The organism is Streptomyces sp. NPDC004111 (assembly GCF_042874215.1).
Lineage (GTDB): Bacteria > Actinomycetota > Actinomycetes > Streptomycetales > Streptomycetaceae > Streptomyces.
Map to the genome: position 1 here is coordinate 87,341 of NZ_JBIAMU010000023.1, position 24,419 is coordinate 111,759.

Consider the following 24,419-nt stretch of genomic DNA (forward strand, 5'->3'; position numbering starts at 1 on the left):
CCGTGCACGACGCCCTCACCGGCCTGCTGCGGCAGCAGGCCCCAGTCGGCCGGGAGACCTGGCGGTCCTGGTGGGACCAGCTCGGCGACGGCCAGCTCGACCAGACCCAGGCCGTCGCCCTGCTGGCCTCGCTGACCAGCCGGATCCCCGACCACCAGACGCTGCGCCACCTGCTGGACTCGCTCGCCGAGCGCCGGCCCGCGACCCCCGCGGGCGCCGCCTGGGAAGGCACCGTGAACGTCGTCGGCACCGGCGGCGGGCCCCGTACCTTCAACATCTCCACCGCCTCGGCGTTCGTCGCCGCGGCGGCCGGGGTCAAGGTCGTCAAGACCGGTTCCCGCGCCTACACCAGCTCGCTCGGCTCCGTCGACCTGCTGGAGCGGCTCGGGGTCCGTCTCACCTCCTCCTACGCCCAGACCGAGGACACCCTCGCCACGTACGGGATCGCCTTCGCCGGGCCGTTCGTCTACCCGGCGCAGCTGACCCGGCTGGCGCGGACGGTGGCCCCGCTGAGCATGAAGCCCTTCGGCCGGTTCCTGAACGCGCTGGGCCCCTTCCTCGCGGACCTGCCGGTGAACGCCCAGGTCACCGGAGTCTCCGCGGCGGCCCCGATCGACACCCTGCGCGCCCTGGCCGCGAGCCACCAGGGGCGCAGGATCTGGCTCACCACCAACGACACCGGCGCCGACGAACTGCTGCCCTTCGCCACCAACACCGTGCACGGGGAGAACTCCCTGACCCGGGTCATCCGGCCCGGCGAACTCACCCCGGCCGACGGCTCGTTCGGCGACCTGCGGCCCGCAGCCGACCCGGCCGGCGCCGTCGAGCACTTCCTGTCCGTGCTGTCCGGCACGGCCGGCCGCATCGCCACCCGCACGGTCTGCCTCGGCGCCGCCGCCCTCGCGGTGGCCACCGACACCCGCCGCGACTGGCACTCCGCCATCGCGCTCGCCGAGCAGGCGGTGCGCTCCGGCGCCGCCCGCGACCTGGCCCGGCGCATCGCCGAGGCCCCCAGGACCACCACCCCGTCGAAGAAGCCGGCGGTGGCCCATGCCTAGCCGACTGGAGGTCACCAGGACCACGAACCCCGCCCCCACCGCCCCGGCCCCCTTCTTCCCCCGCCGCACCGAGGGCCGCACCGGACTGGCACTGTTCCTCAACGCCGGGGACCCGCCGCTGCCCGTCCTGCGCGACCTGCTCCTGATGCTCGACGAGGAGCGCGTGGACTGCCTGGAACTGGCCGTCCCGTTCCCCGACTCGGTCACCGACGGCGCGGTGGTACGACGCTCCGCGAGCCGCGCACTGGCCCGCGGCGGGGCCGGCCTCGACGACGTACTCGCGTTCATCGCCGACGTACGGCCGCACCTCACCCACACCCGGATCGCCCTGCTCACCGACTGGAGGTACTCGCTGGGCCACCGGGACCTGGCCGCCGCCACCCGCGACATCGCCGCGTCCGGCGCCGACGGCCTGCTCGTCCACGCGCTGCCGCCCCGGCTGCGCACCGCCCACCTGGAGTCGGCCGCCGAGGCCGGGCTCCCCGTCGTCACCACCTGCTACGCCAGGAGCGCCGAGGAGACCCGGGCCGAAGCAGCCGCCCGCGCCTCCGCGTACCTCTACCTCGTCGCCCACTACGGACGCAGCGGGACCGCACCCGCCGACGGCCACGCCGCCCTGGCACGGACGGTCACCGGCCTGCGGGCGCACACCGACTCCCCGATCGCCGTCGGCTTCGGGGTCAGCACCAGGCAGCACGTCGAGGCCGTCGGGGCCGCCGGGGCGGACGCCGCGATCATCGGCTCCGCCGCGGTCGCCGCGATCGAAGCGGCCCAGGAGGCCGGCCAGGACGTGACCGAGGCCTTTCGGACCTTCGTCCGCTCGGTCCTGCCCGAGAGCCCCTGACGGGGCGCACCACAGAGAGCTCCACCCCTCATCGAGCACCCTCGCGCACCACCACACCCAAGGAGACAGCCATGATCGTTCGTGACATCGAGACCGTGAAGACCGTCGAGTGGGGCAACGGCCTCAGCCGCCGCTTCCTCCTCGCCGAGGACGGCCTGGGCTACTCGCTCACCGACACCACGGTCGCCGCGGGCACCAAGTCCCGGCTGGAGTACGTGAACCACCTGGAAGCCTGCTACTGCATCGGCGGCTCCGGAGAAGTGATCGAGCTCGACGGCACCTCGCACCCGATCACCCCCGGCAAGATGTACGCCCTCGACCAGCACGACGCCCACTTCCTGGTCGCCAGCCCCCACGAGGACCTGCGGCTGGTCTGCGTCTTCTCGCCCGCCCTGCGCGGCGACGAGGTGCACAGCCTCGACGCCGCCACCTCCTCCGCCTACTGAGGCGGCGCACCGGCCCGAACCATCCGCCCACACAAAGGGGTCCGTCGTGATCCGTTGGAACACCGACCAGGCCGATCTGCGCGGCAGTCTGGAGAGGTGGGGAGACGCACTCAGCGCAGACCACATCGAACTCGACGAGAAGTCCGCCTTCTCGGAGGACAAGTGGAAGCTCGTCCAGAAGACGGGAATCCTCTCCCTGCCCTTCGCCGAGGAGTACGGGGGCCTGGGGCAGTCGCTCCTGACCACCATGTACGTGCTGGAAGGGCTCGGCGAGTACAACCGGGACGCCGGCCTGAGCTTCTCCGTCACCACCTCCATCTGCTCCACCGGAATCCCGTTGCAGCAGTTCGGCACCACCGACCAGAAGGAGCGCTACCTGCCCCTGATCTGCTCGGGCGAGGCGATCGGCGCACATGCGATCACCGAGGCCGAGGGCGGCTCCGACGCCATGGCCATGACCACCCGGGCCGTCCGTGACGGCGACGACTTCGTCATCAACGGAAGCAAGGTCTTCGTCAGCAACGGACCGGTCGCGGACCTGATCGTGGTCTACGCCCGCACCCACCCCGACGGCGGCCCGCTCGGCACCACCGCGTTCCTGGTGGACAGGAACACCCCCGGCCTGACCGCGGGCAAGCCCCTGAAGAAGATGGGCCTGCGGACCTCGCCGCTCAGCGAACTCTTCTTCGACGACGTACGGGTGCCCAGGAGTGCGGTACTGGGACGGGTCGGCGGCGGGTTCCTCGTACTGGACCACGTGATGAAGCGGGAGATCCTCTTCTCGTTCATCGTCAACGTGGGGGAGATGCAGCGCCGGCTGGACCGGTGCGTCGACTACGCGAAGACCCGCAAGTCCTTCGGCAAGGCGATCGGTTCGTACCAGACGATCGCCAACAAGATAGTCGACACCAAGATCCAGCTGGAGACCGCCCGCAAGTGGCTCTACGACACGGGCGAGAAGCTGGAGGCGGGGGAGAACGTCACCGAGGACCTCGCCATCTCCAAACTGGTCACGAGCGAGAGCAACCTGGCCACCAGCCTGACCGCCGTCCAGATCTTCGGCGGACACGGCTACATGTCGGAGTTCGGACTGGAACAGGAGGTGCGCAACGCCGTCGGGGGCACCATCTACTCCGGCACCAACGAGATCCAGTACAACCGCATCGCCTCGATGCTGGGGCTGGGCAAATGACCCGGCTCCCACCCCTTCTGCTGAAGGTCTGCGGGGCCACGGCCCCGCAGGACATCGAGGCGGCGGCGGCCGCCGGGGCGGACTGTGTCGGACTGTGGCACGGCATCCCCGGCGGCCCGTCGGAACTGACCGAACAGCAGCTCGACTCCCTTGCGGGACAGGCCCGTTCGGCCGGGCTGCTGCCGGTCCTGGTCACCTTCCTGGCCGACGCCGACGAGCTGGCCCGGCTCGTCTCCCGGGCCGGTATCGGCCTGGTCCAGCTCCACGCCTACCAGCCGCCCTCGCTGGTACGGGCCCTGCGCGAGGCCCTTCCCCCCGAGGTCGGCATCGTCAAGGTGCTGCACGTCGACGCGGCGGGCGGCTGCGTGGAGCGCCCGCTGGCCGGGGCGTACGCCAGGGCCGGCACCGACCTCTTCCTCCTCGACACCGCCACCGACGACGGCCGGATCGGCAGCACCGGCCGCACCCTGGACCCCGCGCACCTCACCGCCCTGCTGCCGCGCCTGACCCGCCCGTTCCTGCTGGCCGGGGGGCTCACCCCGGCCAACCGCCCGGCCTACGAGGAGGTCGCCGCCCATCCGGGGTTCCGCGGCATCGACGTCGACACCGCGGCCCGCTCCGCCCCCACCGGCGGCTTCGGCGTCCCGGAGATCGCCGCCCTGGCCCGCGCCTGGTGCACCGGCACCCGCGCGCTCGACCCCGTCTGACCGCCCCCCGGGGCCCCCGACACGAAACGGAGCTCTTCGCGATGACGCACCGGAACCGGACCGACTTCCCTTTTCTCGAGGCCCTCCTGGCCGCCCCGACGCCCGTGGTGACGGAGGTGAAGCGGCTCGACTCCCACGGCTACAACCTGCTCGGCAGCCGCACCCCCGTCGGCATCGTCGACGCGTACGAGGCGGCCGGCGCGCCCTGCATCTCGGTGGTGACGGGGCGCTGGTTCGGCGGCACGCCCGACCTGCTGCGGGACGTCGCGGCGATCACCAAACTGCCGCTGCTGCAGAAGGACTTCATCACCCGCAAGGACCAGGTCCGCACGGCGAAGGAACTGGGTGCCTCCGCCGTGCTGCTGACCGCGGCCCTGCTGCCCCGCTCCAGCATGCGCACCCTGGTGACGGAGTGCCTGCTGACCGGACTGACCCCGTTCGTCGAGATCACCACGGAGGAGGAACTGGAGAGCGTCCACCACCCCGCGGAGTGCGTGATCGCGGTCAACAACAAGGACATCAAGCAGCGCGAGCGCGGCAGGGGGAACCTGAACCGGAGCCTGGACCTGCTGCCCGCGGTCCGCGCCACCGGCACCCCCTGCCCGGTCAGCGCGAGCGGCATCGACAGCCCCGCGACCGCCGCCGAACTCCTGGACGCCGGCTTCGGCGGACTGCTGGTGGGCACCTCGCTGCTGCGCAGCGGCGCACCGGCGGCCTGGTTCGAGGCGGTGGCCGGTGCCCGCGAGGAGGCCCGCAAGGAGCTGGTGCTGCGATGAGCCCGCTTGCCCGCGCCGAGGAGACCGACACCCCCACCACCCCGCTGCGCCGCCCGGAGCAGCCGCCCGCACCGACGCCCCGCCGCCCCGGCCCGCCGCACGGCACCGGGCCCCACGGCACCGGGCCCACCGGAGCGCACGGACCCCACGGACCCCACGGAAAGGAGCCCCGCCGCACCGAGCCCCACCGCACGGAAGGGAACGACCCCGCGACGTATCCGCCCCCGCGCACGGAAGGGACCAGCTCTGCGAAATCTCCGCAACACCCCACGACGGCCCGCGCGTCCCGCCCGCTCCCGCCCCCGCGGCACCGCGCCGAACAGCGCCCCGCGGCGGGCCCGCTCGCCACCCCGCCACCGCGCCCGCTCACCCTCGACGCCGGCACCACACCCCTGTCGGCACTGCTGGCCGAGCCCTCCTCGGGGGCGCCGCGCGCCACGATCCTGGCCGTCCACGGCCGGGGCACCGGCGCGGCGTACTGGAACTCCTTCCTCCCCCTGGCCACGGCGCTGGGCCACACCGTGCTCGCGGTGGACCGGCCGGGATACGGGCAGTCCGCGGACTTCCTCCCCGAGGGACTGCCGCTCGCCGAGCAGGGCGCCGCCCTGCACGCGGCGCTCAAGGACTTCAGCCGCACCCACGACACCGGCGCCGGAGTCCTCCTGCTCGGCCACTCCGACGGAGGCAAGGTCGCCCTGCACACGGCGGCGTCCGAGGGGCCGCTGCCGCTGCTGGGTCTGGACACCTCCGGCACCGGCTACCGGTACCACCCCGAGGCCCTGCACTTCCCGACCACGCTGGGCGGCGGTGCCACCAGGCTCAACTGGGGGCCGCTGCACCTCTATCCGCCCGGCACCTTCAAGGCCAGCCGCTCCCTGCTCTCGCCGACCCCGGTCAGGGAGTCCGCGGAGACCGTCCACTGGCCGCGCCAGTTCGAGGACCTGGCCCCCCGGGTCCGCGTCCCGGTCCGGCTGACCTTCGCCGAGCACGAGCACTGGTGGGAACTGGCGGAGGACACCCTGGCGGAGATGGCCGCCCGGCTCACCGCGGCCCCCTCGGCCACCACCGTCCGGCTGCCGTCGGCGGGGCACAACATCAGCCTGGGGCTCGCCGCCCCGGCGTACCACCTGGCGGTGCTCACCTTCCTGGAGCAGTGCCTGACGGGGGCCGCGTGAGCGCGCGGACGGCGGCCGGCCGGCCGGTGGGGAGCCGGCCGCCCGCCGTCCGCCGGCGGATCAGGCCACCACCTCGCTCACCAGCCGGTCGCGGATCCGGGCCGGGATGGAGGGGGCGAACCGCTGGAGGTAGTGGTCCATGTGCAGGTCGTCGCTCAGCAGGAACGGCAGGTCGAAGACCAGCAGCTTGCGGACCGCGAGCAGCGGCAGCGGGGCCCGCAGCGGCCGGAACGCCTCGTTGTAGAGACCCGGCTCCTCGCACACCGGGTGGAACTGACCGATCATCAGCCCCTCGGCCACGAACTCGTTCTTGGCCTTGAGCTGGAGCTCGTCCAGTTCCACCGAGTCGGTCGCGTCGAAGTCCGGCAGCACCAGGAGGATCGTCAGCAGTTCCCGGTCGTCCTCCGACAGCGGCAGCGAGAGGGCCGCGTGCCGGGTGCGCAGCGAGTCGACGGCGGAGGCCAGGTCGTCGCAGCCGGCCGACGGCAGCGCCAGGTGGAACAGCTCCTTGCGCAGGGAGGGCTGGGTGTACGGGCAGACCGGGCCGCTGCGGCCCAGTTCCGGATGGCTGGAGACCAGGAAGTCCCGGCTCCAGTCGAGCACCAGGGACAGCGGGGCGAGGTGTTCGGCCGGCACCTCGCCCCGGGTCACCTCGCCCGCCGTCCACGACCGGATCAGATCGTCGCCCCTCATCGGGGATCCCTCCACATCGGGCGCAGCGAGGCCCCGCCGCCGGGCAGGACGATGTCGCCGCCCACCCGCGCGAAGCCGATCCGGCCGATCGCGGCCTCGCCGCCGGGCGAGCTGGCCTCGCCGTAGGCGCCGACCCCCTCGGCGTCGGCGCGCCGGGTCACCGTCGTCAGGAACCCGGTGAGCAGCCCGCCGCGGCGGCGGCCGGGGCGGACCCCGCCGAAGGAGAGGTAGTAGTGCGGGGCGTCGGCCGGGTGCCGTTCGGCCTGGAGGGCGGCGACGGTGCGCATGGCGTCCGCGTACGGGCCCAGCGCGCGGGCCAGGTCCGCGTCCAGGGCGGCCTCGTCGGGGGCGGCGCCGGGCGGCAGGAAGAGCAGGACGCCGTCGCCGCCGGGGTCGGCGAGGATCCCGTCGCAGGCGGCGGACAGCTCGACGAACACCCGGAAGAAGCCGGGCAGCCGCGCGGCCCGCTCCCGCGGGTCGGGGACGATCCAGCGGGTGATCGCGTCGTCGTGGAAGCAGGTGGCAAGGAGCTCGCACAGGTCCGTGACGGACGGCCGGACGGACGGGCCGGCACCGGAGGAACCGGTGTCCGGCGGGCCGGGCAACGAGGACCGTTGGGTCGGGGGCAAGGTGGACTCCAGGGTCGCGGGGGCGTGGGGGAGTGCGGGTCGGACACGGTCAGGGCGTGCTGCGGGCCCGTGCTGCCAGCTCGTTCACGCGCGCGTGCAGCACCGGAAGGTAGTGCTCGTGCTCCGGTTTGATCAGGACGCTGCGGATCACCCGCGCCGCCTCGGCGTCCCGCACCACCCGGGGGTGGCGCCGCTGGAAGGCGTCCGCGTCGGCGCGCAGCAGGCTCAGGTACACCGGGTCGGTGTCCGCGTTCATGCCGTCGCGCAGCAGCCGCCCGCTCGCCTCGTCGATCGCGGACAGCCGGCCGCCCCCGCTGGTCGGGAAGTAGGTCACGATGTCCAGGTCGGGGCGCTGGTAGAGCGTCAACTCCGGTGACTGCGTGAGGAGTTGGGCCCAGTGCAGGGCGGCGCGGCGGTTTCCGGCCAGGATCTGCCCGAACCCGGCCACGGTGAGCGGCAGCAACTGGAGGGTCAGCCACAGCGCCGCTGCCGCCGCCCCCGCCCGCGAGCACTCCAGGCTGATCTCGCCCAGGTGCAGGTCGGAGTCGGTGAAGTAGGTGTACGGCGAGTCGTGCGCGAAGTGCCGTCCGGCGCGCGGGTCCGGGAAGAGGACCGCCCCGCAGCCGTAGGGCTGGAGCCCCTGCTTGTGCGGGTCCACCACCACCGAGTCGCACTCCGCGATCGCCCGCCAGGGCTCCGCGTGCACACCGCCGGTGCCCGCCCGGCCGAGGATGGCGTAGAAGCCGCCGTACGCCGCGTCCACGTGCACCCGCGCCCCGTACCGGCGGGCCAGTGCCAGCACCTCGTGCACCGGGTCGACCGCGCCGAGCCCGGTCGTGCCGGTGGTGACCACCACCGTGCCGATCCGGCCGCCGCGCAGCAGGTCCGCGAGCGCGTCCAGGTCGATCCTGCCGCGCACGTCCACCGGGACGCGGTGGCCCTCCATGCCCAGTACGTGGCACATCCGGGCGTGCGTGTAGTGGCACTCGGAGCTGTAGGCCACGCCGCGCCCGGGGTGCAGCTCGCGGGCGACGTACAGGGCCTCCAGGTTGGCCATGGTGCCGCTGGTGGTCAGGTGCCCGACGTGGGAGGCGCCCAGCCCGAACATCTGCGCCAGCGCGGCGACCGCCTCGCGCTCCATCTCCGTGGTCGCGGGCCCGCCCTCGGCGGCGTGGTTGTTCGGGTTGAACAGCATCGCGGTGAGGTAGCCGGTGACCGCCGCCGGGTGCGGCGGCTTGACCATCTGGCCCGCGTAACGCGGATGGAAGAACGGGTAGTTGTCGTCCATCCGCTTCGCGAAGCGGTCGAAGGCCTCGTCGAACGCCGCGGCCCCCACCCGGTGCGCGCCGTGGCTCTCGTACGGGCCGAACCGCCCGCCCCACCGCTCGGCCACCGACAGCGCCCGGGGCAGCCAGGCACGCAGGTCGTGCAGATCGTGCAGGTCCACGGGAGCCTCCGCCAAGGGCCGCACCCGGGACACGGCGGTGCGGCTCGCATCGCGCGTACGCGGTCCCGCGCACGCACCAGGAGCGTGCCGCGCCCCCCGCAAGCCCCCCGCAACGGCCCCCGCGGGCCGGGCCCCGGCCCCCGCGCGTTCGGTGAGGAACGAATGCCTGGGCCCACCCCCGCCACCAGTGGTTTTCTCCTGTCATCGGAACGGAGCAGGAGCCCCGAGAAGGGGACCGGCCACCGCACCGCGACCCCCTCCCGGGACCCCGGGAGGACCCCGGGAAGAAGGAGTGAAGCGTATGCAGAAGTTCGCCCGCCCGAGCGCGAAGAAGGTCTCCCAGACCACGGCCCTCAAGGGCAACACCTGAGCCGCCGCGGCGCGGGGTCCTAGCCGGGCCCCGGCTCCCCGACGCCGCTCGCGGGTACCACGGGTGCCCCTACCTCGACGAGGGAGGTGAACCGCCATGCAGAAGTTCGTCAGACCCTCCGCGAAGAAGGTCTCGCAGACGACGGCGCTCAAGGGCAACACCTGAGGCGTGAGGTGACCGACCCCCCACACCGGGGATCCGGTCGCATGGCACAGGAGGGTGCGCGCCGGCCGCCACAAGCGGTGGCGCGCACCTCCCCACCGGCAGACGACGTGTCCCGAAGGAACTCACATGTGCGGAATCGCGGGCACGGCCCGGATCGACGGGCAGGATCTCGGTCCCGGGACCGACGCCCTGCTGGAACTGCTGGCCGACACCCTGCACCACCGCGGTCCCGACGAGCGCGACGTACTGCGCCAGGGACCCGTCGGACTCGCCTTCACCAGGCTCTCCCTGGTGAACCCCGAGGACGGCAGCCAGCCGCTGGTCAGCGACGACGGCAACCTCGTCCTGATCGCCAACGGCGAGGTCTACAACCACCGCGAACTCGCCGCCTCCCTGCCCTCCGGGGTGCGGCTGCGCACCGGCTCGGACTGCGAGGTGCTGCTGTACCTCTACCGCCGGCACGGCCTGGACTTCCTGCGCGACGTGCGCGGCATGTTCGGCCTGATCCTCTGGGACCGGGCCCGCGGCCAACTCGTCCTCGCCCGCGACCGGTTCGGCATCAAACCGCTCTACTACCACCGCGACGAGCGGCGCATCACCCTCTCCTCGGAGATCAAGGGCCTGTTCGCCGACCCCGCGACGCCCCGCGCCTTCGACTGGGAGCGCTCGCTGTCGGTGCCCGCCGTGGCCGCCTCCCCCCGCTTCGGCGGACCCGGCACGGTCACCTGGTTCGAGGGGGTGCGCACCGTGCCCGCCGCGACCGTACTGCGCATCGACCTGGCCGACGGCCGCACCCACAGCCACCGCTACTGGGAGATGCCCGTCGAGCCCGAGGAGGGCACCGGCCCCGAGGAGTTCACCCGGCGCTACGGCGAGATCCTCACGGAGTCGGTCCGCGAGTGCGCGACGGCCGACACCGAACTGGGCCTCCTGCTCTCCGGCGGCGTCGACTCCGCCGCCGTGCTCGCCCTGGCCGCACCCCAGCTGGGCAACGTCCACACCTTCACCGCGCTCTCCGGCGGCACCCGGGTCAACGGGGACGCCGAACACGCGGCCCGGCTCGCCCGCGAACTGGGCGTCCCCAACCACCAGGTGGTCTTCGGCCGCGACCAGGTGCCCACGCCCGAGGAGTGGCGCCGGCTCGTGTGGCTCGCCGAGACCCCGATGACCGGCCCCGAGATCTACTACAAGCACGAACTGCACCGCTTCGCCCGCGCCGAGCGGCCCGGCCTGCGCGGAATGCTGCTGGGCGCCGCCAGCGACGAGTTCAACGGCGGCTACTCCCGCGAGCTGATCGGCGAGAAGGACTGGGACTCCTTCGAGGAGAGCCTGCGCCACATGGACCGGGCCACCGCCCTGGACCGCCACCCCGGCCTGCGCCGCTGGTGGTCCGAGGGCCACGACTACTTCTCCGACGCGGCGCTCGACCACCTCGGCGGCGGCCCGGGGCGGGACGTGTACCGGGCGTACGTGGAGTCGGAGTACGCCAAGATCCAGCAGTACAACGTGTGGCACGAGGACCGCACCGCGGCCGGCAGCAGCACCGAGGCCCGCGTCCCCTTCCTCGACCACCGGCTCGTCGAACTGACCGCGGTCATCCCGCGGCACCTGCGCCCCCGGCTCCTGTGGGACAAGCGGATCCTGCGCGACGCGGTGCGCGACCGGCTGCCCGCACGGATCGCCGACCGCCCCAAGGGCCCCTTCTTCTACGGGTCGGGCACCCGCCACGCGTACCGGATGCTGGTCGGTGTGCTGCGCGCCAACGACGGCGAACTCGTCGAGCGCGCGCTCGCCGCGCCCGGCGCCGACCGCTACCTCGACGGCCCCGCCGTCCGCCGCCGGCTGGCCGGCTTCGGCGACGGCGCGACGGACGACCCGGCCGTGGAACTGCTGATGCGCGTGGTGAACATGGGGCTGCTGGCCGAGATGGCCGCGCAGCCGCCCCGCCTCGCCGACCTCTCGCCCGGACCGGTGCGCACCGCGCTCACCGCCGCCGCGCCCGCCGCCACCGCGCCGTCCGCGGCCGACCCGCTCGGCTCCGGCCGCGACTACGCCTCGCACCGGGTACCGGCCGCCGCCGAGGGCGTGCAGCTGCTCACCGACGCCGACGACTCCTGGTTCCTCCTGCACGAGGGGCAGATCGAGTACGTCCTCGAACAGGACTCCCCGACCCTGCGGGTGCTGCGCCGCATCGACGGAGCGACCCCGTTCGACCGGGTGCTCCAAGCCGCCGGGGTGCGCGAGGAGGAGGTCCGCTCCGATCTCGACGACCTCTTCGACCAGCGGCTCCTCGCCTTCAACTGACCGCAGGCCCGGCAGACCCGAGGGGGAGACAGATGGGCATCTACCAGCAGATGGCACAGGAGCAACTGGTGCGCGGCAACCCGGCGGACCGCCCGCGGACGGCCGGGTACGCCAGCCGCTACGGGCGCTGGGAGGAACTCGCCGGCGTACGCCGCAAGCCCCGCCGGGACTTCACCGGCCAGGACACCGGCGAGCTGTACTTCCCGCCGGAGCTCTACCCCGTCGTGCTGCACCCGCTGGTCGCGGCCAAGGGCGAGGTGGTCGTCGAGGCACTGCTGCTGCGCCGCCTCTACGACTACCTCGACTTCACCACCGAGCTGGAGAACCTGGCCGTCATCCCGGTGGCCACCCGGATCAGCCGGGGCCGCTCGGGGCTGGTCCTGCCGGAGCAGATGAAGGCCGACGCGTACAAGATCGTCACGGACGAGGCCTGGCACGCCCAGTTCAGCCACGACTTCGCCCGGCAGATCGAGGCCGGCACCCACGTCGCCCGCCCCGCCCCCGAGGACACCCCGCCGCCCGCCTTCGTACGCCGCCTCGACGCACTGCGCGAACAGCTGCCGCACGAGGTGCGGGGCATCGAGTCGCTGCTGTTCGGCATCGTCTCCGAGACCCTGATCTCCGGCATCCTCGCCGACATCCCCCGCGACGAGCGGCTGCCCGTCCCGGTGCGCGAACTGGTCCGCGACCACGCCGAGGACGAGGGCCGCCACCACGTGTACTTCCGGTCCGTGCTCAAGCACCTGTGGCCCGCGCTCACCGTGCGCGAGCGGCAGGCCGTCGGACCCCACGTCCCGGCCGCCGTCGCAGCCTTCCTCGAACCGGACTACGAGCAGAGCGCCGCACTCCTGCGCGGCATCGGCCTCGGCCGGGAGCAGTGCGCCCAGGTCGTCGCCGAGGCGTGGCCCGAGCAGACCCTGCGGCGCACCCTCGCCGACGCCGCACGCCCGCTCACGCGCTACTTCGCCGAGGCGGGCGCACTCGACGACCCCCGGACGCGGGACGCGTTCGAAGAGGCGGGACTGTGGGGCGCCCGCCCCGTGCGGGCCGCCCCCGGCACACCCCAGGAGGTGGCGGCATGAGCAGCACCCTGCACACCGCGGCCGAGCAGGCCACCGGGCCGCCCGCCGCGCCCGCGATGAGCCCGGCGGCGATGTTCCGCCGGTTCTGGTTCGCGACCACCGTCAGCGGCGCCGGCTCGGCGGTCACCGTGGTGGCGCTGCCCATGGTCGCGCTGACCCTGCTGGACGCGTCCGCGTTCCAGGTCGCCCTGCTCAGCGCCGCCGGACAGGCCGGCTGGCTGGTGCTCGGCCTGCCCGCCGGAGTGATCGTGCAGCGCTTCCCGCTGCGCCGCCTGCAGATCGCCATGGACCTGCTGCGGCTGGCCGCCATCGGTTCGCTGCCGCTCGCCTGGTGGCTCGGCCACCTCGGTTACGGACATCTGGTGCTGGCGGCCCTCGTGGTCGGTTTCGCCAGCGTCCTCTTCGAGATCGGCAACTCCACCTTCCTGCCCGCGATCATCGACCGCGAGGAGCTCAACTCCCGCAACAGCCTGCTCTCCGGCACCCACGCCGTCACCCAGACCGGCGGCCCGACCGTGGGCGGACTGCTCGTCCAGGCCACCGGCGCGGTCGGCGCGCTGCTGCTGGACGCCGCCAGCTACCTCGTCTCCGCACTGACCCTGCGCACCCTGCCCGAGCGTGCCTGCGACCCCCGCCCGCAGGTCCCCGCCCGCCGGCTCATCAAGGAGGGCTGGCACTTCGTCGTCCGGCACCCGGTGCTGCGGCCGTGCCTCGTCTGGGCGACGGCCACCAACTTCTTCTCCTCCGCACTGCTGGCCCTCACCCCGCTCTACCTGGTCCGCGCCGTCGACGCGCCCGCCTGGCTGGTCGGCGCGGTGCTGGCGGCGGACGGGCTCGGCGCACTGATCGGCTCGGCCCTCGCCACTCCGCTCGCCCGGCGGCTGGGCACCGCCCGCGCCCTGCTCGCCGCGAGCCTGACCGGCGGACTGTTCGCCCTGCTCATCCCGTTCACCACCACCGTGGGCAGCAGCACCTTCTTCCTCGTCGGCAACGCCGGACTCTCCGCGGGCATCGTGGTCGGCAGCATCGTGACCCGCACCCACCGGCAGACCGAGAGCCCGCCGGAACTGCTGTCGCGGGTGATGGCGACCGTACGGTTCGTCTCCTGGGGCGCCAGCCCGGTGGGCGCGGCGGCGGCCGGAACGATGGCGGGCGCGGCGGGCCTGCGCCCGGCCCTGTGGGCGGTGTGCGCGGGCACCCTGCTCGGCCCGCTCCTGCTGGCCGGCCCGCTGCGGCACCGCCGCGAACTGGCCGACTCCCCCTGAGAGCCCGAGCCACCCCCCCTCGGGCATCGGCGGCACTGATGCGGGTCATCGGAGATGCCCGTCACCGGCGCGTTGCCAGGCCCTTCCCGGCCCGCTGATCATCGGTCAGTGGCCGGGCGGCCGTGCCGAGGAGGAGGGGCGATGGACATCCACACAACGACCGCGGACCTCGTTGGCGAGCTGTCGGGGCGGGTGCTGCCCGCCTCCGGCACGACCAAGGCGCCCGGCGCGGGCAACAGCGGCGGGTTCCGCAGCCGCCGGGTGCCCGCCGCGGTGGAGCCCCGCACCCCCCGTCAGGTCGCCGACCTGCTGCGGGAGTACACCCGCTCCGGGGCGGGCCGCATCCACGTCCACCCCACCAGCTCCGGCCGGAACTGGGGCTTCGGCTCGGCCGAACCGGTGGCCGACGGCGCGGTCGTGATGCGCCTGCACCACCTGGACCGCATCCGCGAGCTCGACACCGACAGCGGCGTCTGCGTCGTCGAGCCCGGCGTCACCCAGGGGACGCTCGCCGCCCGCCTGGCCGGCACCGGGTACCTGCTCAACGTGACCGCGTCCGCCGCCGCCACCAGCGTCGTCGGCAACGTCCTCGACCGGGGCATCGGACTGCGCAGACAGCGCTCGGAGGACCTCGTCGGCCTGGAGGTCGCCCTCGCGGACGGCACCCTGGCCCGGGTCGGCCGCTGGCCCCGGCCGGGCACCGCCACCACCCCCTACGACCACCCGCCGGGCCCCAACCCGGTGCAACTGTTCGCCCAGTCGAACCTCGGAGTGGTCACCGCGGCCGTCCTGCGGCTCATCCCGGCCACCGAGACGCTGCGCATCGTCACCCTGCGGCTGTCCGCCGAACGGTTCGACGAGGGCCTGGCCGCACTCCGCGGCTGGCACGCCAACCGGATCGCGGCCGGCGTCGTCAAGATCTTCGACGCCGGTGCCACCGCCGCGTACGGCGGGCCCCGGGCGGGCGGCTACCGGGTCTTCGTACCCGTCGCCGGACGCACCGCCCTGGTGACGGCGGCCTGCGCGCTGCTGCGCGAGGAGGCGCCGGCCGCGGGCTTCACCGACTGCCGGGTGCTCGACCCCGCCGAGGACGTGCCCTCCGTGCAGGAGAGGGCCGCGCTGCGCGGCTACGCGGGCGACCCGCGGGCCAACGACCCCATGGTGGAGGCCGTGTTCGGCACCAGTGCCGACGAGGCGGACGCCCAAAGCCGGCAGGGCTGGCTGTTCTGCGTGCCGGTCGTGCCCTTCACCGCGCCCGCCCTGCGCACGATGCGCGGCCTGATCGCGGACGCCGCCGCCCGGATGCCCGAGGCCACCGTCGGACACACCCTCAACGTCATGCCGAGCGGCTGGGTGGACGTGGTCGTCTCGCTGCGCTTCGCCCGCACCCCCGCCACCACCGCACGGGCGCACGCCCTGCTCGACGCGCTCCACCGGGACGCCACCGCGGCCGGCTTCCCGCCCTACCGGCTGGACGTGGACCGCATGGCCGCCGCCGCGGGGCACCGCGGCGACGCGGGACAGGAAGCCCTGCTCCGCCGGCTCAAGACCGCACTGGACCCGCAGGACATCATCGCCAGGGGGCGTTATGCGTGAGACCCGGACAGCGACGGCGACCCGGCACCTGGTCGCCGTCCACGACCTCGACGAGGCGGCCGTGCGCGGCCACTTCGCCGACGCCGACCTGATCGCCGCACTGGACCCGGCCGAGGCCCGCCGGCTGCTGGTGGGCCGGCTGCTCGCGGTGCTCTTCTTCCAGCCCAGCACCCGCACCCGGATCGGCTTCGAGGCCGCGGCCCTGCGGCTGGGCGCCACCGTGTCCGGCTTCGCCGACCCGTCCACCAGCCGCTCGGTGGACTACATCGGCGAATCGCTGGAGGACACCGTCGCGGTGGTCTCCGAGCTGGCCGACGTCCTGGTCCTGCGGCACTTCGTGGCCGGGGCCGGCCGCCGGGCCGCCGCCGTCTCCGCCTGCCCGGTGGTCAACGGCGGCGACGGCTCCAACGAGCACCCCACCCAGGCGCTCAGCGACACCTGGGTGATGACCCGGCGCCTGGGCGACCTGCGCGGCGCCGTGGTCGGCATCGTCGGCGACCCCGGCACCCGGGTGCTGCGCTCCCTGGTCCTCACCCTGGCGCTGCTGCGCGTCGGGAAGATCCTCTTCCTGGTGCCGCCCGCCGCCCCGCTGCGCACCGGGCCGGGCACGGGGGTGCTGCACACCACGCTCCCGGCCGACCTGGCCGCGGCGCTCCGCGCCTCGGGCACCGCCCACGACTTTTGCGGCGACGTGCTCGACCTGCTGGCCGAGTGCGACGCGGTGGAGATGATGCCCGTCGACGTACCCGGCCTGGAGGCCGACCCCGCCTCGCTGGCCAAGAAGGCGGCGATCACCCCCGAGCAGTACCGGATCACCGCCGAGAAGATCCGCCGCACCTCCTCCCGCGCCCTGATCCTGCATCCGGGCCCCCGCAACGACGAACTGCACCCGGGCGTCGACGCCCTGCCGGGCGGGCTGTACCTCGACCAGGTCCGCGAATCCCTCCACCTGCGCATGGCGGTGCTCGCCCGGCTGTGCGGCGCGCTGTGAACCAAGGAGCCACGACATGACCATCGCCCCGGAGGCGCCCCTCGCGGACGCCCGCCCCCACCCGGCCGCGTTCCTCGGCGCCGCCGAGATCGGCCGCCGCCTCGGGGCCCTCGCCCCGCTGGTCCGGGCCCGCCAGGAGGAGATCGACCGGGGCCGCAGGCTCCCGCACGACCTGGTCGAGGAGCTGCGCGCCACCGGCGTCTTCCGCTCGGCGATGCCCCGCGAGTGGGGCGGGCCCGAACTGACCTCCATGGAACAGATCGAGCTGATCGAGCAGCTCGCCCGCACCGACGCGTCCGTCGCGTGGTGCGCCATGATCGGCATGGACTCCGGGATCTACGCCGGCTACCTGCGCCCGGACGCCGCCCGCACGCTCTTCCCGCGCCTGGACACCATCACGGCGGGCTGGCTGCCGCCGGCCGGCCGGGCCGACGAGGTGCCCGGCGGCTACCGGGTGCGCGGCCACTGGCGGTTCGGCAGCGGCTGCACCCACGCCGACGTCGTCGCGGGCGGCTGCACCGTGCACCGCGACGGGAAGCCGCTGCTGGACGCGGCGGGCCGGCCGGTGTGGCGGGTGGTGCTCGCCCCGGCGGACCGGTTCACCGTGCACGACACCTGGCACACCACGGGCCTGGCCGGGACCGGCAGTTGCGACTACACCGCCGAGGACCTGCTGGTCCCCGCCGAGCACACCTTCTCCTTCGACGAGCCCTACCGGGACGGCCCGCTGCACCGGCGCTCCGACGCGATCCTGCGCAAGATGTCGGGCGTTCCCCTCGGGGTCGCGCGCGGCGCGCTGGACCACGTCTACGGGCTCGCCGACCTGCGCGGTGCCGGTCCCGGCACGCCGTGGCGGGAGTCCGAGCACGTGCAGGGCGTCGTCGCGGAGTGCGAGATGCGCCTGGCGGCGGCCCGCTCCGAGGTGTTCGCCTCGGTGGAGGCCCAGTGGCGGCGGCTGGAGGCGGGCGAGCCTGCCACCCACCGCGAACGGGCCGCCGCCGCCCTCGCCCGCTACCACGCCTTCCGCACCGCCCGGGAGATCACGGCCCAGTTGTACGACCTGGTCGGCGGCGACGCGATCCACCGCACGCGCTCCCCGCTGGACCGGGCGCTGCGCGACATGACGACCGCCTGCCAGCACGTGGTGGGCCAGCGCAAGATCCTTCAGTGGTCCGGCCAGCTGCTGATGGGCCAGGAACCCGAGACCGCGTTCCTCTAGGCCCCGCCCGGCCCCGCCCAGGCCCCCGGACCCCGTCCGGCCCCCGCCCGGTTCACCGGTCCCGGCACGACGCCAACGTCAGGAGATCCCCGTGCACACCGTCGCCGTCCCCCCGCGCAGCGCACCGGCCCGACCGGCCGAGACCGGACCGGTCCCGGCCCCGCTGGCCGAACTGGCCGCCGCCGTACGCCCCCAGGACACCCTGCTGCTGCTCGGCGACGGCCCGGACGGGGCACGGCTGCTGCTGCTGGGCACCGGCCCCTCGGCCACCGGGGCCGCCGCCTCGGTGGCCGCGCTCGGCAGCGGCACCTACGCCCTGGCCCCGGGCCGCACCGCCACCGTCCGCTTCTGCGGGCACGCCGAACTGGCCTCGGCCGCGGCGCGCACCGCGCACTGCGCCGAGGCGCTGGTGGAGCCCGCGGTACGGGCCAACGCCCCGTCCCTGGACGAGGCGACCCGGCACCTGCTGCACCGCGTGCGCACCGGCCGGGTACTGGCCAACGAGTCGATCGCCCAGCACTGGCGCGAGACCCTGCGCACCGACCGCCTCGCGGACTTCCTGCTCGCCGAGCACCTGGGCAGGCACCGCGAACTGCGCCGCGCCGCGGCGGCCCGCCTCGCCGACGGCGAACCGCGCCGGGCCCAGTGGACGCTCCGCGAGTCCCTCACCGAACTGCTCGGCGCGCTGCTGGCCGCCCTGGGCGAGACGGACCCCGACCGCACCGGCTGGCTGCCGCTGCTGGACCTGCACGCCGGCTCCCTCGGCCCGCGCACCGCCCGCGACCTGGCCGACGCCCTGCTGCACTGGCACGACGGCGCCACCGCCGAGGGGCACGTCCGCGCCGCCCTGGCCGTCGCCGACTCCGTACGGGAGACGGTGCTGGAGCGGGCGGCCCACCTGCCGCTGCTGCGCACCGCCCACAGGCCGTGACGGCGCTGCTGGCGACCGTCGGCCCGGCCACCGGCGACCGGGCGACGATGACCGCACTGATCCGGCTCGGCGTCGGCGGACTGCGCTTCTCGGCCTCCAAGTTCGGCCCCGCCCAGCTGGCGGCCCAGGCGGCGGACGCGCTGGCCGCGAGCCGCGCCGCCGGCCGGCCCGTCGAACTCCTCCTCGACCTGCCCGGCGTCAAGACCCGGTTCACCAACACCCGGCCCCTGGACCTCGCCGCGGTCCGCCGCTTCCGCGTGGTGCACGGGGCGCGGCCCGCCCGCGAGGGCGGCGAGGTGCCCGAACTGGGCCTCTCCGCGCCGCAGTGGGGCCGCCGCCTCGCCCGCGGCGACGTGCTGCTGCTGGGGGACGGTGAGGACGCCGCACGCGTGGTGTCCGTGGCCGCCGACCACTGCGTGGCCGAGCCGCTGACCGGCGGGGTGCTCGGCCCGCGCAAGGGGGTGTGCGTGCAGGGCGGCGGGCCGCGCGGGTCCGGCGCCGCGGCGCCGGCGGACCTGGCGCTGCTGGAGCGGCTGGCGCACGCGCCGTTCACCGGCGCCGTCGTCTCCTTCGCCGAGAGCGCCGCGGACCTCGCACCGGTCCGCGCCGCCTGGGGCGGTCGCGGGGCAAACGCCGTGGTGGCGAAGGTCGAGACGGTGGCCGGGGCCGCGGCCGTGGCCGAGGTGGCACGGGCCGCGGACAGCGTGCTGCTCGGCCGCGGCGACCTGCTCCTGGACGCCGGGGCCGTCGAGTTCCCCGGCCTGTGCGCGCACGTCGTGCGGGAGTGCGCCCGGCTGTCGGTGCCCGTCGTGGTGGGCACCCAGCTGCTGGCGGGGCTGGAGAACTCCTGGCTCCCGCACCGCTCCGAACTGGCCCACCTGTGCGAGCTGCTGGAGTCCGGCGTCGACGGGCTGCTGCTCGCCACGGAGACCACCATCGGCGCCGACCCGCTGCGCACGGTCTCCCTGCTCGCCGAGCTGGCCCGCCGCTACGGCACCCCGGCCGCGGGCCGACGGCAGGTCAGAGGGTGATCCAGTAGCGCGCCTTGGGGCCGGCCACGGTCTCCCGGACGTCCTCCCGCACACCCCCGGCGCGCTCGATCACCCGCACCGAAGGCGCGTTGTCCGGGGTGACGGTGAGCAGCACCCGTGCCATGTCCCGCAGCCGTGCCTCGCCCAGCGCCTGGTCCAGCGCCCAGCCCGCGAGCCCCCGGCCGCGGTGGCCGGGGCGGACGCTGTAGCCGATGTGCCCGCCCGCCTCCAGGAGGAACGGGCTGAGCGAGTGCCGCAGCTCCACGGCGCCCAGCACGGCACCCCGGGACACGATCCACCAGTACGTCGAGTGCACCCGCCCCGGCGCGGGCTCCACCGCCGGGTCGGCGCACCGCAGCAGCCGCTCCACCCAGGCCGCGAAACCCGCAGGGCCGTCCGTGTCGTCCCCGTCGCCGAGCCCGGAGCCGTCCATGTGGGCGCCGGGCGGCCACTCGGCGCGGGCGGCCAGCCAGGCGCTGTGCAACCGGGCGTCGGGGCGCACGAGTTCGGGCTTCAGCTCCGCAACGGCGTTCATGTCAGAACCCTAGGTGTTCGAGGACCGCGAGTCCGCCGCGGTCCAGCTGGTAGAGGACCCGTCCGCCCATCCGTTCCTTCCACACCAGACCGGCCGAGGTCAGCACGGTCAGGTGCTGCGAGACGGTGCTCTTGGCGAAGCCCAGCGTCTGGGCCACCGCCGTGGTCGTGCGCGGCACCTCCAGCGCCCGCACCACCTGCGCCCGGCCGCTGCCGAGCAGCAGCGCCAGCCGGTCCTCGGCGCGGTGGTCGCGCCCCTCCTGGGCGGGCACCCGCAGGAACCGGTTGGTGCGGGCCTGGTAGGACATGGCCACCACACCGTCCTCCTGCTGGAAGAGCCGGGCGCCGCCCGCGAAGACGGTCGGCACGAGCAGCAGTTGCGCCCCGGCGGCGGTCACCGCCAGGTCGCGGTGGTACGGGGCGGTCAGCCGCGGCCGTTCCCACAGCACCCGCCCGTCCAGCTCCTCCAGCATCGCCTCGGCCCCCGACACGGCGAGCGTGCGCCCCCGGAAGAGGACCTCCTCGTCCAGGGAGGCGCGGATCGCCGTCCAGTGCGGGGCCAGGGCCCACTGCCAGTACCGCTCCAGCAGCGCGCACAGCCGGCCGGCCCCCGGCCCCTCGTACCGTGCGCGCAGCGCGTCGAGTTCGGCGGCGAGCGTGCCGCGCGCCGCGTCCGGCAGCGGCACCGAGCCCGGCGGGAACAGGGTGCCCCGCCGCATCGGCACCACCAGCCCCTCCACCAGCTCCCTGGGCATCGCGTGCCTGACCGTGCGGGCCCACTGGGTGTACGGGGAGGGCGCCTGGCCCCGGTACCTGGCGAGGAGGGCGAGGCTGCCGATGGTCTCCCACAGCGGGCTCAGCCCGAGCCGCACCCGGCCCAGGCTCTCGTCGTCCACCTCCAGGCGGATCATCTCCCGCGCCCCGGGCCGCCGGGCGGCGACCACTCGACGACCGCCTGTGCGGCGAGTTCGTCCAGGAACCCGGCGACGTCGTCGAACACCTCGTGCGCAGCGGCCCCGAAGACGGCCGCGACGGTGTCCACGACCTCGGCGACGGTGCGCCGCCCGTCGACGGACTCGTAGATCACCCGGGCGGTGCCCGACAGCTCCAGGGCCTCGTCCTGCACGCCGAGCACCAGCTCGCCCGAGACCCGGCGCACCGGCACCCCCAGGGTCCTGCGCGGCACGTCGCGCGCGGTGCTCACGAGGTCTCCACCCGCATCGAGATGTCCTGACAGATGGTCAGCACGGTGCGGATCCACGGCCGCGGGTCGGCGCGGTCGTAGCCCTGCATCGTCTCCAGCGCCCAGTACTCCTCGAAGGAGAGGGCCTCGGGGGCCGCCGCCCGGAAGCGGTGCGGGCGCCACTTGGGCATGTGGCTGCCGTACTCGCCCTCGCCCTCCAGCAGCGCGTCCACCGCGTGGCCCAGGGCCCGGCGGGCGGAGAGCGTCGCGGCCTCCAGGCTGCCGGACTCCATCTGGCCCAGCGCGTCCTCCACCGCGTCGTCGGCGGCGCCCAGGGAGCGCACCACGACGAAGGAGCGGAAGGCGGACTTCTGGAGCTCCCGGTTCTTGGCGTCCACCCACTCCTCGCCGAGCAGCGGCAGACAGGTGCCGAGCCGGGCCAGCGAGACCTCCTCGCGCGGGGTGAGGACCTCGCCCGCGATGATGCCGCGCTCGTACACCTCCCAGCCGACCTTGGCGAGCATCTGGTCGATCTGGCTCTCCGTCCAGTACGTGACCTCCCAGCGCCTGCCGTCCTCGTAGAACATCTCGCTGCGCACCCGCGGCGGGTTGAGCGGCATGAGGATGGAGCCGCTGGTGGCGGTCCGCCACTCCTCGGTGGTGACCACGTAGACGTCGTAGTCGCTGCGCGCGTTGTGCCAGCCGCGGGCCGCGGAGCCGACCACGAAGGCGGCGACGGTACCGGCGGGCAGGAGCTGCCTGGCGTGGAGCGGGGCCAGCCAGTCGGCGGGCTGCTGCTGCGGCATGGGCGGACCTTTCGGGGTGAGGAGGGGGCCGGCGACGAGGGGTGTCGCGGCGGGCCCCGGCTAGAGGTGGAGGATCGCGGTCAGTGCTTCGGTCAGTGCCTCGGCGGCCGGGGCCGCGTCGTGCTGCGGGGTGTCGTGGCGCCAGGCGACGTGGCCGTCGGGGCGCACCAGCAGACAGCCCGCCTCGTCGAGGTCCTCGGTGAACCGCGACCAGACGCCGTACGGGTCCAGGGCCCCGGGAGTGCCGATGCGGACCGTGCGCAGCCCGACCAGGAAGCGGCCCGCGCACCGTTCCGCGGCCTCCTCCCAGGCGCCGCCGGCCAGACCGGTGAGCACCGTGAAGGAGCCCCGGCCGACCAGGTCGAGGGTGGAGCGGCGGTGGCCCGCGGCGTCGGTGAGCCAGGCGTGCGGCAGCCGGGCCCCGGGGCGGGCCGCGGGCTGGTGGTACAGCTCGGGGTCCCGGGCGAAGGACTCCCCGGCGAGGGAGTCCCGGGCGAAGGACTGCCCGGCGGGACGCTCTGTGTCCGCGGGCGACTGCGGGGCCGGGCCGGGAAGGACCGCGGTGGAGGAGTAGCGCTGGTTCAGCTCCACCCCGTGGGCGCTGAACTCGTAGTGTTTGAGGCGGACCGCGGCGGCCAGCTCCCGCCGCCGCTCGGCGCCCGCGGCGTCCGGGGCGCGCAGCGCGGCCAGACCCGCCGTCAGGTCGGCGGTGCGGGTGCCGTCGCCGAGCCCCAGCGCGTCGAACAGCGCCCCGAACTCGGTCGCGCTGCGGGCGGCCCGGCGCACCACCTGCCGGCCCACCGGGGCGCGCTCGGCGCTGTAGGTGTCCAGCAGTGCGGGGCCCGCGCCGCCGCGCAGCACCGCGGCCAGCTTCCACGCCAGGTTGTGGGCGTCCTGCACGGAGGTGTTGGAGCCCAGGCCGTTGGCGGGCGAGTGGCGGTGGACGGCGTCGCCCGCGCAGAACACCCGGCCCCGCCCGTAGTCGGTGGCGTAGCGCTCGTGCACCGCCCACACCGAGACGGACTCCACGCGCACCTCCACCAGGGGGCCGCCCAGCAGCCCGTGCACGATGTCCCGCGCTGCGGCCTCGTCGATCCTCGGGCGGGGCCCCTGGATGTCGTACCCCCAGACCGCCATCCACCGGTTCCAGGGGCGGACCATCCGCAGGACGCCCACCCCGACCCCGGCGATGCCGTCGCCGGGGCGCAGCATCCAGTACAGGACCCCGGGCCGGTGCTCGACGTACCGGGTCAGGTCGGCCTCGAAGACGATGTTGATGCTGCCGCCGGTCGCCTCGCGCCCCTCGAAGGGCAGCCCGAGCTGCTCGGCGACCCGGCTGTTGGCGCCGTCCGCGCCGATCAGGTAGCGGCTGCGCAGGACGAACTCGTGGCCGGTCAGCCGGTCCAGGAGCCGGGCGTCGACCCCGTCCGCGTCCTGTGCGAAGGAGAGCAGCTCGGTGTCGAACCGGACCTTGGCGCCGCGCCGGGCGGCCCCGGTGACCAGGACCGGCTCCAGCAGGGACTGCGGCAGGTCGGCCGGCGGGCAGGGGCTGGCGGTGGCCCAGTCGCCGAGCCGGTCCTCGTCGGTGCCCCAGGCGCGCAGCCGGGCGATCTCCGGGCCGGCCAGGCTCTCGCAGTACACGTTCTCGGCCATGTCGGCCTGCGGGGTGGACAGCCGGCGCAGCTCGTCCTCCAGGCCGAGCTCGCGCATGATCTCCATGGTGCGCTGGTTGGTGATGTGCGCCCGCGGGGAGGCGGCCGTCCAGCCGTGCTTGCCGACCACGAGGGTGCGCACCCCCAGTTCGGCGAGCAGGTTGGCCGCCGAGGCGCCGGCCGGTCCGGCGCCCACGACCAGCACGTCGGTGTCGAACCCGCCCGGCCGCGCGGCACCGGCCGCGGCTCCCTCCCCGGGCGCGTCGCCCGCGTCCGTGTCCGGCGCGCCCGTCCCCGGCGGGTTCATGTCCGGCGCGCTCATG

Annotated in this window: 23 protein-coding genes; 15 read left to right on the forward strand and 8 right to left on the reverse strand. The window is 74.7% G+C overall.

Annotation, left to right across the window (positions count from 1 at the left end):
• Positions 1-2 precede the first annotated feature (2 nt).
• The 7 genes from ACFYVL_RS36150 (at position 3) to ACFYVL_RS36180 (ending at position 6,198) form a co-directional block, all read left to right on the forward strand.
• The gene (locus ACFYVL_RS36150) at positions 3-1,058 is read left to right on the forward strand and encodes a hypothetical protein (RefSeq protein WP_389252655.1); all 1,056 of its coding nucleotides are present in this window, start codon (positions 3-5) and stop codon (positions 1,056-1,058) included.
• Positions 1,051-1,902, forward strand: a complete 852-nt coding sequence (trpA, locus tag ACFYVL_RS36155) for a tryptophan synthase subunit alpha (RefSeq protein WP_389252657.1) — start codon at positions 1,051-1,053, stop codon at positions 1,900-1,902. The genes ACFYVL_RS36150 and trpA overlap by 8 nt, the downstream gene beginning before the upstream one ends.
• Positions 1,903-1,973: 71 nt before the next feature.
• Positions 1,974-2,348, forward strand: coding sequence for an ectoine synthase (locus ACFYVL_RS36160; RefSeq protein WP_389252659.1), 375 nt, complete (start codon positions 1,974-1,976; stop codon positions 2,346-2,348).
• A gap of 46 nt (positions 2,349-2,394) precedes the next feature.
• Positions 2,395-3,540 (forward strand): acyl-CoA dehydrogenase family protein, encoded by a 1,146-nt coding sequence (locus ACFYVL_RS36165; RefSeq protein WP_389252661.1) that lies wholly within the window; start codon positions 2,395-2,397, stop codon positions 3,538-3,540.
• Complete coding sequence (locus tag ACFYVL_RS36170) at positions 3,537-4,247, forward strand: N-(5'-phosphoribosyl)anthranilate isomerase (RefSeq protein ID WP_389252663.1); 711 nt, start codon at positions 3,537-3,539, stop codon at positions 4,245-4,247. The genes ACFYVL_RS36165 and ACFYVL_RS36170 overlap by 4 nt, the downstream gene beginning before the upstream one ends.
• A gap of 41 nt (positions 4,248-4,288) precedes the next feature.
• Positions 4,289-5,023, forward strand: coding sequence for an indole-3-glycerol-phosphate synthase (locus ACFYVL_RS36175; RefSeq protein WP_389252665.1), 735 nt, complete (start codon positions 4,289-4,291; stop codon positions 5,021-5,023).
• A complete protein-coding gene (locus ACFYVL_RS36180) occupies positions 5,020-6,198 on the forward strand; it encodes an alpha/beta fold hydrolase (RefSeq protein ID WP_389252667.1) in 1,179 nt (392 codons plus the stop codon). The genes ACFYVL_RS36175 and ACFYVL_RS36180 overlap by 4 nt, the downstream gene beginning before the upstream one ends.
• 60 nt (positions 6,199-6,258) lie before the next feature.
• On the opposite strand, the gene ACFYVL_RS36185 is transcribed toward ACFYVL_RS36180, so the two are convergent.
• From ACFYVL_RS36185 to ACFYVL_RS36195, 3 genes are read right to left on the reverse strand one after another with little or no spacing between them, the layout of a single operon-like run.
• Positions 6,259-6,891: a DUF6875 domain-containing protein gene (locus ACFYVL_RS36185; RefSeq protein WP_389252669.1), complete on the reverse strand. Its 633-nt coding sequence runs from the start codon at positions 6,889-6,891 to the stop codon at positions 6,259-6,261.
• Positions 6,888-7,520, reverse strand: coding sequence for a hypothetical protein (locus tag ACFYVL_RS36190; protein WP_389252671.1), 633 nt, complete (start codon positions 7,518-7,520; stop codon positions 6,888-6,890). Before ACFYVL_RS36190 ends, ACFYVL_RS36185 begins: the two co-directional genes overlap by 4 nt.
• A 49-nt stretch (positions 7,521-7,569) precedes the next feature.
• Positions 7,570-8,967 (reverse strand): pyridoxal phosphate-dependent decarboxylase family protein, encoded by a 1,398-nt coding sequence (locus tag ACFYVL_RS36195; RefSeq protein ID WP_389252673.1) that lies wholly within the window; start codon positions 8,965-8,967, stop codon positions 7,570-7,572.
• Positions 8,968-9,628: 661 nt separating this feature from the next.
• Here ACFYVL_RS36195 and asnB point away from each other — a divergent pair.
• The 8 genes from asnB (at position 9,629) to ACFYVL_RS36235 (ending at position 19,921) form a co-directional block, all read left to right on the forward strand.
• A complete protein-coding gene (gene asnB, locus ACFYVL_RS36200; RefSeq protein ID WP_389252675.1) occupies positions 9,629-11,806 on the forward strand; it encodes an asparagine synthase (glutamine-hydrolyzing) in 2,178 nt (725 codons plus the stop codon).
• A gap of 32 nt (positions 11,807-11,838) precedes the next feature.
• Entirely contained in the window at positions 11,839-12,888 is a 1,050-nt protein-coding gene (locus tag ACFYVL_RS36205) for a diiron oxygenase (RefSeq protein ID WP_389252677.1), read from the forward strand.
• Entirely contained in the window at positions 12,885-14,153 is a 1,269-nt protein-coding gene (locus ACFYVL_RS36210; protein WP_389252679.1) for an MFS transporter, read from the forward strand. The genes ACFYVL_RS36205 and ACFYVL_RS36210 overlap by 4 nt, the downstream gene beginning before the upstream one ends.
• A gap of 141 nt (positions 14,154-14,294) precedes the next feature.
• Positions 14,295-15,749: an FAD-binding oxidoreductase gene (locus ACFYVL_RS36215; RefSeq protein ID WP_389252681.1), complete on the forward strand. Its 1,455-nt coding sequence runs from the start codon at positions 14,295-14,297 to the stop codon at positions 15,747-15,749.
• Positions 15,742-16,740, forward strand: coding sequence for a hypothetical protein (locus tag ACFYVL_RS36220; protein ID WP_389252683.1), 999 nt, complete (start codon positions 15,742-15,744; stop codon positions 16,738-16,740). The genes ACFYVL_RS36215 and ACFYVL_RS36220 overlap by 8 nt, the downstream gene beginning before the upstream one ends.
• Positions 16,741-16,756: 16 nt before the next feature.
• Positions 16,757-17,959 (forward strand): acyl-CoA dehydrogenase family protein, encoded by a 1,203-nt coding sequence (locus ACFYVL_RS36225; protein WP_389252685.1) that lies wholly within the window; start codon positions 16,757-16,759, stop codon positions 17,957-17,959.
• Positions 17,960-18,050: 91 nt separating this feature from the next.
• The gene (locus ACFYVL_RS36230; protein ID WP_389252687.1) at positions 18,051-18,890 is read left to right on the forward strand and encodes a hypothetical protein; all 840 of its coding nucleotides are present in this window, start codon (positions 18,051-18,053) and stop codon (positions 18,888-18,890) included.
• Positions 18,887-19,921 carry a pyruvate kinase gene (locus tag ACFYVL_RS36235; RefSeq protein WP_389252689.1) on the forward strand — a complete coding sequence of 345 codons (1,035 nt, stop codon included), beginning with the start codon at positions 18,887-18,889 and terminating at the stop codon, positions 19,919-19,921. The genes ACFYVL_RS36230 and ACFYVL_RS36235 overlap by 4 nt, the downstream gene beginning before the upstream one ends.
• Here ACFYVL_RS36235 and ACFYVL_RS36240 read toward each other — a convergent pair.
• The 5 genes from ACFYVL_RS36240 to ACFYVL_RS36260 are packed head-to-tail and all read right to left on the reverse strand — an operon-like array spanning position 19,911 to position 24,418.
• Positions 19,911-20,456 carry a GNAT family N-acetyltransferase gene (locus ACFYVL_RS36240; RefSeq protein ID WP_389252691.1) on the reverse strand — a complete coding sequence of 182 codons (546 nt, stop codon included), beginning with the start codon at positions 20,454-20,456 and terminating at the stop codon, positions 19,911-19,913. The genes ACFYVL_RS36235 and ACFYVL_RS36240 overlap by 11 nt on opposite strands.
• Before the next feature lies 1 nt (position 20,457).
• Positions 20,458-21,366: an ArsR/SmtB family transcription factor gene (locus ACFYVL_RS36245; RefSeq protein ID WP_389252693.1), complete on the reverse strand. Its 909-nt coding sequence runs from the start codon at positions 21,364-21,366 to the stop codon at positions 20,458-20,460.
• Positions 21,363-21,659 (reverse strand): PqqD family protein, encoded by a 297-nt coding sequence (locus ACFYVL_RS36250; RefSeq protein WP_389252695.1) that lies wholly within the window; start codon positions 21,657-21,659, stop codon positions 21,363-21,365. Before ACFYVL_RS36250 ends, ACFYVL_RS36245 begins: the two co-directional genes overlap by 4 nt.
• Positions 21,656-22,444: a hypothetical protein gene (locus ACFYVL_RS36255; RefSeq protein WP_389252697.1), complete on the reverse strand. Its 789-nt coding sequence runs from the start codon at positions 22,442-22,444 to the stop codon at positions 21,656-21,658. Before ACFYVL_RS36255 ends, ACFYVL_RS36250 begins: the two co-directional genes overlap by 4 nt.
• Positions 22,445-22,504: 60 nt before the next feature.
• Positions 22,505-24,418 (reverse strand): FAD-dependent oxidoreductase, encoded by a 1,914-nt coding sequence (locus ACFYVL_RS36260; protein ID WP_389252699.1) that lies wholly within the window; start codon positions 24,416-24,418, stop codon positions 22,505-22,507.
• Position 24,419: the final 1 nt, after the last annotated feature.

Bases quoted from the DNA above. Each gene is read 5' to 3' on its own strand.
- asnB (WP_389252675.1), top strand. From the start codon at position 9,629: ATGTGCGGAATCGCGGGCACGGCCCGGATCGACGGGCAGGATCTCGGT.
- ACFYVL_RS36220 (WP_389252683.1), top strand. From the start codon at position 15,742: ATGCGTGAGACCCGGACAGCGACGGCGACCCGGCACCTGGTCGCCGTC.
- ACFYVL_RS36160 (WP_389252659.1), top strand. From the start codon at position 1,974: ATGATCGTTCGTGACATCGAGACCGTGAAGACCGTCGAGTGGGGCAAC.
- trpA (WP_389252657.1), top strand. From the start codon at position 1,051: ATGCCTAGCCGACTGGAGGTCACCAGGACCACGAACCCCGCCCCCACC.
- ACFYVL_RS36240 (WP_389252691.1), bottom strand. From the start codon at position 20,456: ATGAACGCCGTTGCGGAGCTGAAGCCCGAACTCGTGCGCCCCGACGCC.
- ACFYVL_RS36180 (WP_389252667.1), top strand. From the start codon at position 5,020: ATGAGCCCGCTTGCCCGCGCCGAGGAGACCGACACCCCCACCACCCCG.
- ACFYVL_RS36185 (WP_389252669.1), bottom strand. From the start codon at position 6,891: ATGAGGGGCGACGATCTGATCCGGTCGTGGACGGCGGGCGAGGTGACC.
- ACFYVL_RS36170 (WP_389252663.1), top strand. From the start codon at position 3,537: ATGACCCGGCTCCCACCCCTTCTGCTGAAGGTCTGCGGGGCCACGGCC.
- ACFYVL_RS36210 (WP_389252679.1), top strand. From the start codon at position 12,885: ATGAGCAGCACCCTGCACACCGCGGCCGAGCAGGCCACCGGGCCGCCC.
- ACFYVL_RS36175 (WP_389252665.1), top strand. From the start codon at position 4,289: ATGACGCACCGGAACCGGACCGACTTCCCTTTTCTCGAGGCCCTCCTG.
- ACFYVL_RS36225 (WP_389252685.1), top strand. From the start codon at position 16,757: ATGACCATCGCCCCGGAGGCGCCCCTCGCGGACGCCCGCCCCCACCCG.
- ACFYVL_RS36245 (WP_389252693.1), bottom strand. From the start codon at position 21,366: ATGATCCGCCTGGAGGTGGACGACGAGAGCCTGGGCCGGGTGCGGCTC.
- ACFYVL_RS36260 (WP_389252699.1), bottom strand. From the start codon at position 24,418: ATGAGCGCGCCGGACATGAACCCGCCGGGGACGGGCGCGCCGGACACG.
- ACFYVL_RS36205 (WP_389252677.1), top strand. From the start codon at position 11,839: ATGGGCATCTACCAGCAGATGGCACAGGAGCAACTGGTGCGCGGCAAC.
- ACFYVL_RS36215 (WP_389252681.1), top strand. From the start codon at position 14,295: ATGGACATCCACACAACGACCGCGGACCTCGTTGGCGAGCTGTCGGGG.
- ACFYVL_RS36255 (WP_389252697.1), bottom strand. From the start codon at position 22,444: ATGCCGCAGCAGCAGCCCGCCGACTGGCTGGCCCCGCTCCACGCCAGG.